The 11,758-nt window shown below is 67.3% G+C and carries 8 protein-coding genes and 1 riboswitch; of the genes, 5 read left to right on the top strand and 3 right to left on the bottom strand.

Annotated elements, in window-relative coordinates; translation table 11 throughout:
* Nucleotides 1-1,250, bottom strand: a 1,250-nt coding sequence (locus tag RI03_RS14580) for a GGDEF and EAL domain-containing protein (protein WP_138995674.1), incomplete at its 3' end; no start/stop codon positions are given.
* Between the two features lie 111 nt (nucleotides 1,251-1,361).
* Complete coding sequence (locus RI03_RS14575) at nucleotides 1,362-3,755, bottom strand: DUF3772 domain-containing protein (RefSeq protein ID WP_010218163.1); 2,394 nt, start codon at nucleotides 3,753-3,755, stop codon at nucleotides 1,362-1,364.
* A 93-nt stretch (nucleotides 3,756-3,848) separates the two neighbouring features.
* Between RI03_RS14575 and RI03_RS14570 the strand changes: the two genes are divergently transcribed.
* The 5 genes from RI03_RS14570 to RI03_RS14550 all read left to right on the top strand — a co-directional run bounded on the left by RI03_RS14570 (nucleotide 3,849) and on the right by RI03_RS14550 (nucleotide 10,914).
* Nucleotides 3,849-4,208 carry a hypothetical protein gene (locus RI03_RS14570; protein WP_010218162.1) on the top strand — a complete coding sequence of 120 codons (360 nt, stop codon included), beginning with the start codon at nucleotides 3,849-3,851 and terminating at the stop codon, nucleotides 4,206-4,208.
* Between the two features lie 48 nt (nucleotides 4,209-4,256).
* Nucleotides 4,257-4,366, top strand: a riboswitch (TPP riboswitch).
* Nucleotides 4,367-4,398: 32 nt separating this feature from the next.
* Entirely contained in the window at nucleotides 4,399-6,693 is a 2,295-nt protein-coding gene (locus RI03_RS14565; RefSeq protein ID WP_010218161.1) for a TonB-dependent receptor, read from the top strand.
* Nucleotides 6,694-6,697: 4 nt separating this feature from the next.
* The gene (locus tag RI03_RS14560; protein WP_010218160.1) at nucleotides 6,698-7,840 is read left to right on the top strand and encodes a phosphotransferase enzyme family protein; all 1,143 of its coding nucleotides are present in this window, start codon (nucleotides 6,698-6,700) and stop codon (nucleotides 7,838-7,840) included.
* On the top strand, nucleotides 7,837-8,427 hold the full coding sequence (gene pnuC / locus RI03_RS14555) for a nicotinamide riboside transporter PnuC (RefSeq protein WP_010218159.1): 591 nt from the start codon (nucleotides 7,837-7,839) through the stop codon (nucleotides 8,425-8,427). Before RI03_RS14560 ends, pnuC begins: the two co-directional genes overlap by 4 nt.
* Nucleotides 8,428-8,523: 96 nt before the next feature.
* Nucleotides 8,524-10,914, top strand: coding sequence for a TonB-dependent receptor (locus RI03_RS14550; protein ID WP_238542380.1), 2,391 nt, complete (start codon nucleotides 8,524-8,526; stop codon nucleotides 10,912-10,914).
* Nucleotides 10,915-11,058: 144 nt separating this feature from the next.
* On the opposite strand, the gene RI03_RS14545 is transcribed toward RI03_RS14550, so the two are convergent.
* Nucleotides 11,059-11,661, bottom strand: a complete 603-nt coding sequence (locus tag RI03_RS14545; RefSeq protein ID WP_010218157.1) for an alpha/beta hydrolase — start codon at nucleotides 11,659-11,661, stop codon at nucleotides 11,059-11,061.
* Nucleotides 11,662-11,758 lie beyond the last annotated feature (97 nt).

Here is an 11,758-nt window from a genome sequence, read left to right as displayed (position 1 = left end):
CCGCGCTTGGCTTGCGCCAGCCGCCGGTCGAGCCCGCGGCGGTTGAGCAGGCCGGTCAGCGGATCGGTTTCGGCGGCGAGCACGGCATTCATCCGCCGTTCGTGCTCCTCGGAAATATCGATCGACACGCCGACGATGCGGCGCGGCGTTCCGTCCGGCGCGCGGAGCAGCCGGCGGTCGCACCGCATCCACCGTTTTCCGGCAGAGGTCTGCAATTCATATTCGACCGATACCTCGTCGACGGTCCCGTCGAGCAGCGACTGGACCGACGCCGCCTCGCGCGTCGCGGGGAGGATGCGGCTGGCGTAATCGTCGAGATCGAGCGAACCGCCAAGGTCGCTGCCGATGACGAACCGGAGGAACGACGGCGACATCTCGAACCGCCGGGTCGCGATGTCGATATGCCAGAACCCGCCGCGTACCGCTTCCATCGCGAGCGTCAGCTGCGCGTTGAGTTCCTGCTGCGCGCGTTCGGCGCGGCGCTGTTCGGTCACGTCCTCGATCTGCGCGATGAAGCGGACCGGTGTGCCGTCGATGTGGCGGACCGCGGATACGGCGAGCGTCGCATGGACGATCGCGCCGCCGGGGCGGACATACCGCTTTTCCATCCGATATTCGTCGCGATCGCCCGCCACCAGTTCCTGGAACAGACGATCGTCGACGGCAATGTCGTCGGGATGCGTGATCGTCCGGAAATCCACGTCCGAAAGCGCATCGGGCGAAACGCCGATCATTTCCGAAAACGCCTGGTTCACCCGCTCGAACCGCCCCGCGGGATTGGTCAGCGCCATGCCGATCGGGGCGTGATGGAATGCATCGTCAAACATGCTTTGCGTCTCGGCGATCCGCGCCTCGAGGTCGTGGCGCACGCTGATGTCGGTGACCAGCACGACGATGCCGCAAACCAAGCCCGCCGCATCGCGATCGGGTACATAGCTGCCCTGCACGCGCCGCGCGGCGTCGCCTTCGAACAGCGTGTATTCATAGGTCACGCTTTCCCCGTTGAGCGCTTCGGTCAGCCGGGGCAGGACCGCGGGATAATTCTGCTCGCCGACGATCTCGCGACAGGACCGTCCGATGATGTCGCCCGGATCGATCCCGCGCCAGGCGGCGTAGGTTGCGTTCGCGTACAGATATTGCAGGTCACGATCGAAATAGGCGACCAGCCCAGGCAGCATGTCGAGCAATCGCGTGGCGGTCGGCATCGGAGGGGGGGATACGCTTGGTACGGTTACACGCGGATCAGTCATCGCGTTCCCTAGAACGGTTTAGGTTAACCGATGGTTTTCAGAGATATAATCGGCTCCTCCGCCACATTTCGCGGGTACGCAAGCGGCATCGGGCCGCGCGGTTGGCCCGCGCTAGTCGTTCGGAAGCGTCGGGGCCACGGTCGCGCCGACCAGCTCGAGCCGCTGCGGAACGGTGCCGATGTCGATGCCTTCGTCGCGGAAGCGCTTGAGCAGCGTCATCAGCACCGCGCTGCGCGCGCTATAGGCCGCGCGCGGGTGGACGACATGGCCGAAGCAGTTGAACTCGATCCGCCCGGCGGTGATCGCGTCGATGAACGCCGTGGGCGCCGGGTCGGTCAGCACCGCATCCTCCCCCGCGAAGGCCTCGAGCACCATCGCCCGCACCGCGTGCGCATCGCTGTCGAGCGGGACCGAGAATTTGATCTGGATCCGACCGAGCGGATTGGACAGCGTCTTGTTGAGCACCGATTTGGTGATCAGCTCGGAATTGGGGACGATCAGCGTCGAATGATCGGGCAGCTCGATCTCGGTAGAGCGCACGCTGATGCGCTTGACGTCGCCTTCGTCGGTGCCGACGCGGATCAGGTCGCCGATCTTGATCGGGCGTTCCGCGAGCAGGATCAGCCCGGAGACGAAATTCTGCGTGATCGCCTGCAGGCCGAACCCGATCCCGACCGACAGCGCCGACAACAGCAGCGCGACCCGCTCGACCCCGATCCCCAGCGACGCCAGCGCCCAGATGAACGCGATTGCGATCCCGACATAGCGCGCGACGAGGCTGACCGAGTTGCGCCCGCTGCCGTCCAGATCGGTGATCGGCAGATAGCGCTTCTCCAGCCATCCCATGAACCCGCGCACCAGCGCGAGCCCGACGAACAGCACGACGATCCCGCGCAGGATGCCCGCAGGCGAGATCGATACCCCGCCGAATTCGACGCCCTGCGCCAGCACCCCCAGCCGTCCGAAGACCGTACCGAAGCCAGCGCCCCCGCCGAACGGATTGACCAGCAGGCTGAGCGCGACGAGCACGAGCGCGACGCGCAGCACCGCCGAGAGCAGCACGCCGAACTGGTCGACCATGCTCGGCCGCACCCCGAGCGCGCGGGTCAGCGTCACCCCGATCCGGCTCTGGCGGACGAACACGCTGGTCGCGACATCGTCGACCGCCGCCATCAGCAGGTACAGCGTCGTCCCGACGATCGTCACCCACGCGATGAACTGCGCGATGAACAGGCTGAGCACGACATAGCCGAGCAGCAACGCGATCAGCGCGGAGCCGACCAGCACCCAGGCGAGCAACGCGCCGATACCGATCCCGGCACTCGTCTTGGCGTTCTGGATCTCTTCGGTTTCGGCGCGCCTGGCGCGCAACCGGCCGAGCACGACCAGGAACACGCCGATCAGCAGCAGATGCAGCAACGCGTTGAGCGCCTGCGTCGCGATCAGCGCGGGCTGGCTCGCGCCGATCGCGGTATTGAACGCACCGACAAGGATACTCGCGAACGCCAGCCCCGCGAGCACCCACGACAGCGGGCGCAGCGCGGCGGCGGTTTCGTCGTCGATCGGTGCGACCCGCCACGATGCGCCGTTGCGCATCAGCAAGGCGCCGCTCACCGCCGCGGTGTAGGCACAGAAGCCCGACGCCATGACGAACGCGTCGAGCACCCCGCTCCACCGTTCGGGGAGCAGGCCCGACCAGCGCAGCCCCTGCACGAGCGCGACCGCGGCAAGCAACGGCGCGAGCGTGCCGATCAGCACCCGCCACAACGCATTGCCCGAGCGGCGGACGCGGTGCCCGGGCGCGCCCTCGACCAGCAGCCGTTGCCCGAACTGGCGCGCGCGGACGCGCACCGGGATCAGCAGCACGAGCGCGAGGATCGCGCCGAGCAGCAGCGGCCACGGCAGCAGCCCGCGCCATTGCGCGCGGATCTGGCGCAGGCCTTGCGTCAGGAACAGCTCGGTCCGCCGGAGATCGCGCGGCAGCGCCTGGACGAGCGCGCGCCAGAAGGCCGGGGTCAGCGGCGAGGCGACCTTTGCCGAGACCTTCTCGTTGAACTTCTGCGCGCGGCTGCGGTCGATCTCGTCGATCAGTTGCTCGGCCTCGACATTCGCCAGCCCGCCGCGCTTGATCGTGGCATCGATCAGCGCATGTTGCTGCGCGAGCGCCTTGCGCTGCGTTCCCATCTCGGCAGGTTCGGCCACCCCGGGCGTAACCGGACCGAGCCCGGTAATCCGCGCATCGAGCAGCGTCTGCTGCTGGCGCAACTGGTCGACGACATCGGACGCCGCCTGCTGCGCGGCCACCGCGCGTCCGCGCAGGACCTTCTGGCTATCGGCATCGACCTGGTTGTCGAGCAGCCCGTCGACCGTCCGCAATTCGGTTTCGGCGCTGCGGAGTTGCAGCGCCAGCGCCGCGACCGAGGGCGTTTGCGCCAGCGCGGCGGTGCCGGTGAGGAGCAACAAGAGCGCAGCGATCAGGCGCAGCAGGGATATCGGAAGAGGCATTGCCGGTTCGCCGTATCAGGCGCCGTCCCTTGCGCCACCGCAACGCAGGGCGCAACGCGCAGGGCTGGACCGTAACGGACGTGGAGAGCAGCGATGGCAGAACCGAAGGCATGGGATGGCGCGGCGGTCCGCACCTGGCTCGAGCGCCGCGTCGCCGCCGCGAAGTCCGATCAGGTCACCGCCGAGCGCGGCGGGCGCGACCGGCAGGACGATTGCGACAAGGCCGCTGCGGAGGAAATGGTCTGTGCGTTCCTCAAGACCAAGGCCTCGACCAATGCGCAGGCCTATTTCCTCGAGGAGCTCAAGCAGTTCATCGCGCGCGACGAGTATCTCTGGTCCGGCGTGTACGACGACACGAAGTTTGATCGCCACGTCCGCACCTATGCGCGCAAGCTCGTGCGGATGGCGAAGGGCAACACCGGCTTCGACAACGTCGCGCATTATCAGGCATAGCCGCACGCCGGATTCCGCTTTGAAACCCCGCCGTTCGCGCCTAAGGCGCGCACTTCCCCGGGGGGCCGCTGACGCGCGGCTGAGAGGTGGGCTGCAGCCCACGACCCGCTGAACCTGATCCGGCTAACACCGGCGTAGGGAGGGTTGGCGGCTGTCTCCGTTGTCCCCCCGTGTGGAGTGACGACGAACGATGGCGTATCCGTTTCCCCGCTTCCTGCTGCTGTCGGCAGCGGTCATCGCGACCCCGGCATTCGCGGACCCGATCGGCGAGGATGCCCCCGATCGCGCGCCCGCCGACATCGTCGTCACTGGCCGCGCCGATCCCGCCGGGCTGCTCCCCGACCAGGACACGCCCAAGCAGCAAAGCGCGATTTCCGCCGCGTTCATCGCCAAGCAGGCGCCGACGCTCAACGCGTTCCAGCTCGTCGCGCTGCTGCCCGGCGCCAACGTCGCCTCGACCGACCCCTACGGCCTGTCCGCCAGCTCGAGCCTGACTCTGCGCGGGCTTGGGCAGGATGAGATCGGCGTGCTGATGGAAGGCGCGCCGCAGAACGACATCGGCTATTATTACGCCTACCCCTCGCAATTCGCGGATAGCGAGAACCTCAAGCAGGTCACGCTCGCGCAAGGTGCGGTCGATCTCGATTCCCCCACGATCGGCGGCGCGGCGGGGCTGCTCTCGCTCGCGCTCGACGACCCGAAGACCGCTCCGCAGGCGCAACTCGACCTCTCGCTCGGGTCGTACAATGCGCGGCGCGCCTTCGCCCGGCTCGATACGGGAACGATCGGGACGACCGGGCTGCGCGCCTTCGTCTCCTATTCGCAGATCCAGGCGGACAACTGGCGCGGTGCGGGGTTCGACAAGCGGCGGCATGTCGATGCCAAGCTGCTCGAGGAATGGGGCAAGGGCAATCGCGCGGGCCTTGCTGTGTCGTATAACGAGACCAACGCCTCGACCTACCCGAGCCCGACGCTCGCCGAATTTCAGGCGGACGGGCGCGGCTTCAACTACGACCGCGAGTATACCCCTGGGAACACCAATTACTGGCGGCTGTATCGCGCGCCGTTCCGCAACGTGTACATCTCGGCGCCCGTTCACCTGACGCTGGCAGACGGACTCGCGCTCGACACCACCAGCTATCTCCAGTTCGGCTACGGCAATTCGCCCTACGGGACGCAACTCGCGACGACCGGCAATTCCCTCGGCACCGAGGCGCTCGCGGACCCGGTCGCGCTGCCCGGCGCGGTCGATGGCGTCGCGACCGTCCTCGGCAATTTCACCGGCGACCAGTTTCGCGGCGGCAACGTCAGCAAGCTGACGCTCGACGCGGGCGCGCACCGGATCACCGCCGGGCTGTGGTTCGATTACGGCACCGACCGGGTGCTCCAGACCTATACCTCGATCGGCGATGACGGCACGCCGCGCGATCGCTGGGGCTATCAGGACAAGGCGATCCGCACCGCCGACGGGCGGCTGCTCGCTTATGAGAACGAACGCACCGTCACCGTCACCAAGGGGTTCTTCGTCGCCGACAGCATCACGCTGACCCCGCGATTGACCGTCGACGTCGGGTTCAAGGGCGTCGACGTCCTGCGCAGCGGACGCAATTACCTCCCCGGCCCGCAGGACCGGGTCCGCTCCGACAGCTTCGCCGCGCTCCCGCGCGCCGCGATCCACTACAAGATCGACGACCGCCAGCAGGTCTTCGCCAACATCACCACCAGCTTCCGCGCGCCCAACGAATATACGCTCTACAACGTTTATGCCGAGGGCGCGGTCGCGACGCAGGGAACTACCGCGCTGCGCAACGAATATTCGGTGTCGCAGGAACTCGGCTATCGCTTCATCGGCAGCAACCTGTCGGCGTCGCTGACCGCCTTCCACTATCGCTTCCGCAACCGCCAGCTCGCGACGGTGGTCGACCAGGGCGGCGCGCAGATCAATTCGACGCTCAATGCCGGTCGCCAGACGACCTACGGTGTCGACGGCGAGATCGACTATCGTCCCGCCGCGGGGATCAGCCTCTATGTCTCGGGCGAATATCTCCACGCGCGGCTGAGCGACGACTTGCCCATCGGCGCGGACTTGCTGCCGACGCGCGGCAAGCATGCCGTATCGAGCCCGAGCGTCCAGTTCGGCGCGGGCGCGATCTATGACGATGGCCGGCTGTTCGGCAGCGCGGCAGGCAAATACACCGGCCGGCAATATGCCACCTTCATGAACGACGAGCGCATTCCCGGCTATGCCACGCTCGACCTGTCGGTCGGGGTGCATCTCGCGGACTGGCTCGACGGCAAGCGCACCGACCTGCGGCTCAACGCGATCAACGTCACCGATCCGCGGGTCCTGTCGGGCGTGCAGGCGGTCAGCACCAATGCGCGCGACACGATCGGGCGCAACGGCACGCTGATCGCGGGAAGCCCGCCGGCTTATTATGTCGGCGGCGGGGCGGCGGTGATCGCCACTGTGTCGCGGGTGTTCTGAGCCGATGGCGTCGTCGCCCGCGCATCTCGTCCACGGCATGGGGACCGAACTCGAGGCCCCCACCTGGCCCGCGATCACGCCCGCCGAGGCGCAGGCCGCGCTCGCGCATTTCCCGGCGGCGGGGGCGCTGGTCGCGCTCGACTGGCATTCGCCACGGCCGTTTTCGGCGGCGACGCTGGTGCGGACTACACAAGGGGCGTTCTTCCTCAAGCGGCATCATCAGCGGCTGCGCTCGCTCGACGGTTTGGCGGAGGAGCATCGTTTCATCGCACACCTTGCGGACGCGGGCCTGTCGGTCGCGCAGGTGATGCTGACGGCGACCGGACACGGCGCGGTCGCGCTGGGGGAATGGTGCTACGAGCTCCACCGCCGCGCGCCCGGGGACGACCTGTATCGCGACCGGCTGTCGTGGACGCCGTTCCTCTCCGACGCGCACGCGCATGCCGCCGGGGTTGCGCTTGCTCGATTGCACGACGCGGCGGAGGGGTTCGTCGCCCCTTCGCGCCGCGTGCAACCGCTGGTCGCGAGTTTCACGATCCTCTCCGGACCCGATCCGCTCGCGGCAACCCGCGCCTATGTCGCCGCGCGCCCGGCGCTCGCCGCGTTTCTCGAAGGCCGCGCGTGGGAGGACGACCTCGCGCGGTTGTTCGCGCTGCTGGGGCAGGGGCTCTCGACCCGCCTCGCCGATCAACCCGCGTTGTGGACGCACAACGACTGGCATCCCTCCAACCTGTTGTGGACCAGCGACGGTACCGTCGCGACCACCTTCGACTTCGGCCTCGCCGACCGCACCTGCGCGCTCCACGATCTTGCGACCGCGCTCGAGCGGACCGCGATCGCGTGGCTTGACCTCGGGCACGCGCCGGACGACGCGCTCGCCAGCGCGGACGCAGCGCGCGCGCTGCTCGCGGGCTATGCTTCGGTTCGCCCGCTCGGGGCCGAGGACGTGGAGACGGTGGTGCGCTTGCTCCCGCTCGTCCACGTCGAGTTCGCGTTGTCCGAGATCGACTATTTCAGCGGCGTGCTGGGCAATGCCAGCGATGCCACGCTCGCCTGGGACGGCTATCTCGTCGGCCACGCCCGGTGGTTCCTGTCGCGCGCCGGGCAGGACTTCCTCCGCGCCGTCACGGCACCCGCAAGCGCATGACACCGCTCGAAATCGCCGCGGTTGCGATCAGCTTCGCGGGCATCTGGCTGACGGCCGCACGCCGGATGCTCTGCTGGCCCGTGAATCTGCTGGCGTGCGGCTTGTACTTCAAACTGTTCCTCGATGTCCGGCTTTACGCCGACATGGTGCTGCAGGCGGTGTTCGGGGTCGCGATCCTCTATGGCTGGGTCGCCTGGGCGCGCGGGCAGGACGATCGCGGGACGGTGATCGTCGAACCGCTGTCCGCCCGGGCGGCGCTTGCGGGGTTGGCTGCGGGCGCCGCGGGTGCGCTGCTGATCGGGTGGTTTACGAGCCACTATACCGATGCCGCGCTGCCGTGGATCGACGCTGGCCTGAGCAGCTTCAGCCTCGTCGCGCAGGTCTGGACCGCGCGGCGGCACCGCGAAAGCTGGCTGTTGTGGATCGTGGTCGACGTTCTTTACGTCGGGATGTTCGTCTTCAAGGGGCTGCTCCCGACGGCTGGGCTGTACGCGGCAATGGTCGTGCTGGCGGCGGTGGGGTATCGACGCTGGCGAATGGCGCGGGAACCTGTGCTTGGGCTGACCCAAAAAGAACTTTGCGGGTAATCTCCCTGATCACGGTAGGATATTTGAGCCGCAGCCGGTAACCGGCGCGGTTCAAGCAAGAACGGCGTGCGCAGGGGCCCGTCGAAGGGGACTTTTATGCGTACTTCTCGATCCGTGCTGCTGCGGGTTGCCCTCGGGTCTGCCGTGATCGGCGTGCCGCTTTCGACCGCGTCGGCGCAGAGCGCGCCGACGGTGGCAACGCCAGACGACACCGCATCCTCGGACGGCGGCGAGATCGTCGTCACTGCGCGGCGTCGCGCGGAACGGCTCCAGACCACGCCGGTGTCCGCCACGGTGCTGAGCGGCGCGAACCTCACGCAGCAGAACGTCCGCAGCTTCCAGGATCTGCGCGGTGCGGTGTCGAACCTCGAGCTGGCGCCGTTGCTCTCGGGCGGGACGAGCTTCACGATCCGCGGGATCGGGCAGACCTTCAACCAGGTCAATTCGGACGCCAAGGCGGGCTTCTACGTCGACGACATGTATGTCAGCCGGCTCGAGGGGAACGATCTCTATTTCTACGACATCGCGTCGCTGCAGGTGCTCAAGGGCCCGCAGGGCACGCTGTTCGGCAAGAACACCACGGCGGGTGCGGTGCTGCTCACCACCCAGCGGCCGACCAGCACGCTCGGCGGCTATGCCAAGCTGCGCGTCGGATCCTATGGCCGCGTCGATTCGGAAGGCGCGCTCAACCTGCCGATCGCGGACGGGATCGACAGCCGGTTCAGCTTCCGGACGCAGAATGTCGACGGCTACATCAAGCACGTGCTCGACGACGGGCGCGCGGGCGACATCAACAATCGCTCGGGCCGCGGCCAGCTCCGCTTCAAGCGCGACCGGCTGACGGTCGACCTGCTCGGCGAATATAACTGGTCGCAGACCGATGGCGGCGCAACGATCACGCTCGGGTGCCAGCCGTCGGCAGGGTATATCCAGAATTACGACGCGCTCCACCGCGTCCCCTATTGCACGTCCTATCCGGTGCTCGGGAAGGACTATCTCGTCTATGGCGGCGCGACGCTGACCGCGCCGACCAGCGCGCTGATCACGGATCGCGCGGTTGGCGGGGACGCAGGCAAGGGGATCGCGCGTTATGTCGGGCAGCGGCCGTTCAACACCACCGACGCGACCACGCTCAACAGCCGGATCGCTTATGAACTGACCGACGACCTCACGCTCCATTCGGTCACCGCCTATCGCCGCTCGCGCGCGACCTTCTATACCCCGGTCAGCGACACGCCGAACGACATCTACGCCGAATTCGACGATACCCGCTCGAAGCAGTTCACGCAGGAACTGTCGATCGGCGGCACCGCGCTCGACCAGCGGCTGACGTTCCTGGCGGGTGCCTATTATTTCAACCAGAAGACCAGCTTCCTGCAGGACACCGGCCCCGACTGGATCGATCCGCTCGGTTATGTCTACGACGCGTCGCTCAAGTACGAGAGCTATGCCGCGTTCGCGCAGGCGTCGTTCAAGGTGACGCCCAAGCTCGAGGTCACGCTCGGCGGCCGCTACACCCACGATACCAAGACCGGCGCGAGCTATGTCTTCTTCGCGGACAATGGCGCGACTTTCCTGTCCAACGGCGTGCCGACCAAATGCGCCTATTTCACCGGAGACTTCCTCGGCGGCGTGACCAATTGCGCGGGCGCACCGTTCACCGCGCGCGAGACGCACAGCTGGGACGGGTTCGATCCCAAGGTGCAGCTCTCGTACCGCGTGACCGACACGCTGTTCACCTATCTCACCGCGGCGCACGGCTATAACGCGGGCGGGTTCAACCAGCAGCTCGGGTCGCAGCCCGCGAACGGGCGCTTCCCCTCCTCCTATGATCCCGAGAAGCTGTGGTCCTACGAAGGCGGGGTCAAGGCCGAGCTGTTCGACCGCCGCGCGATCGTCAACCTGTCGGGCTTCTACCAAAAATACACCGACATCCAGTCGGGGGTGAACGTGCTGGTCGGCGCGATCTCGACCCGGCAGGTGCAGAGCGCGGCGTCGGCGCACGAGGCGGGGTTCGAGGGCGAGTTCATCCTCCGCCCGACCCGCGACCTGACGCTGCGCGGCAACGTCGCCTATCTGACGCAGGGCTATGATTCGGTCCGGCCCAATGCGGTGACGCTGACGCTCGACACGCCGGTCAATTCCGCGCCCGACTATACGTTCAGCGCGGCGGCGTCCTATGACTTCCACGTCCTGCGCAGCGGGCTGCTGACGCCGAGCATCGACGTGCGTGGCGTGGGGTCGAAGCCCGCCTGCCAGTCGGGCGCGGATTACGTCTGCTCGCTCCCGGCTTATGCGCTGCTCGGCTTCCGGGTCGATTTCGTGCCGAGCGCGGAAAGCCGGCTCAAGGTCGGCGTGTATGGCACCAACGTGCTCGACAAGACGATCCAGCTCGCGCGGACCGGCTATTTCGGCGACTTCGGGATCGATCGCTATACCCCCGGCCGTCCGCAGGAGTTTGGCGTCGAGGCGGCGTTTACATTCTGATAGCGGTAGCCTGCCTGCCACCTTCTCCAACCTTCCGTTCGGGCTGAGCGACGTCGAAGCTTCCTGCGCTGCGCAGGCCGTTCGACTTCGTTCAGGGCGAACGGAGGGGGGGACGCAAAGAGTGCCCGTACAGTCGTATTTCGCTCACCGTCGCACGCCCTCGTCAGCGCGCCATACGCTGTGCGGGGCTGCGACGCGCGCATCCTCAGCCCCGCGCTGCAACAACGCGACGTGCGCGAGCAGCATCTCCTCGGTATCGCTCGACCGCGCGAGGCGGTTGCTCGGGTTGGCGAGATCGATCGCGTCGGCGGGGACGAAACAACTGCCCCACGTGTCCGCCAGCGCGAGGACCTGATCGATCTGCGCGGTCGGATCGCTCACCACGACCGAGGGGAACGGCAAGGTGTAGCGCGGCCCGGTCCGGAACGTCGCGGCGGCGGCGAGATGCGCGAGATCGACCGACAGCGGCGAATCGAACACCGCGCCGCGCACTGCCTTCAGATAGCTGCGCGGCGACAGTTGCGCCCACCACGACACCGCAAGACACGCCAGCCCGTGCGCGAGGATCACCACCGGCGCGGCGCGTTTGGAGAGCGCCGCGTCGAGTTGCAGCGCCCATTGTCCGTTGTGGAATTTCGACAGATCGAGGTCGATCTGCTCCAGTGCGGTCTGGCGAGGCCGGTCGTTTTTGACACTTACGACAATCGCGTGCGGCGGCGTGGCCAACCCGTTGGCAAATGCGTCCATGACTGCTCTCCCGTCATCAAGACGCGGTCACGATCGGCGTTCAAGCGTACCGATTCGGACGACGCCTTATTCCTGCGAAGCTATTCCTACTGGAGCA

It is taken from the genome of Sphingomonas sp. PAMC 26621 (assembly GCF_000251145.1).
Classification (GTDB): domain Bacteria; phylum Pseudomonadota; class Alphaproteobacteria; order Sphingomonadales; family Sphingomonadaceae; genus Sphingomonas.
The sequence above is the reverse complement of the archived record's forward strand: the minus strand, read 5'-3'. Positions and strand labels throughout refer to the sequence as shown.

Bases quoted from the DNA above. Each gene is read 5' to 3' on its own strand.
- RI03_RS14575 (WP_010218163.1), bottom strand. From the start codon at position 3,755: ATGCCTCTTCCGATATCCCTGCTGCGCCTGATCGCTGCGCTCTTGTTG.
- RI03_RS14570 (WP_010218162.1), top strand. From the start codon at position 3,849: ATGGCAGAACCGAAGGCATGGGATGGCGCGGCGGTCCGCACCTGGCTC.
- RI03_RS14565 (WP_010218161.1), top strand. From the start codon at position 4,399: ATGGCGTATCCGTTTCCCCGCTTCCTGCTGCTGTCGGCAGCGGTCATC.
- RI03_RS14560 (WP_010218160.1), top strand. From the start codon at position 6,698: ATGGCGTCGTCGCCCGCGCATCTCGTCCACGGCATGGGGACCGAACTC.
- pnuC (WP_010218159.1), top strand. From the start codon at position 7,837: ATGACACCGCTCGAAATCGCCGCGGTTGCGATCAGCTTCGCGGGCATC.
- RI03_RS14550 (WP_238542380.1), top strand. From the start codon at position 8,524: ATGCGTACTTCTCGATCCGTGCTGCTGCGGGTTGCCCTCGGGTCTGCC.
- RI03_RS14545 (WP_010218157.1), bottom strand. From the start codon at position 11,661: ATGGACGCATTTGCCAACGGGTTGGCCACGCCGCCGCACGCGATTGTC.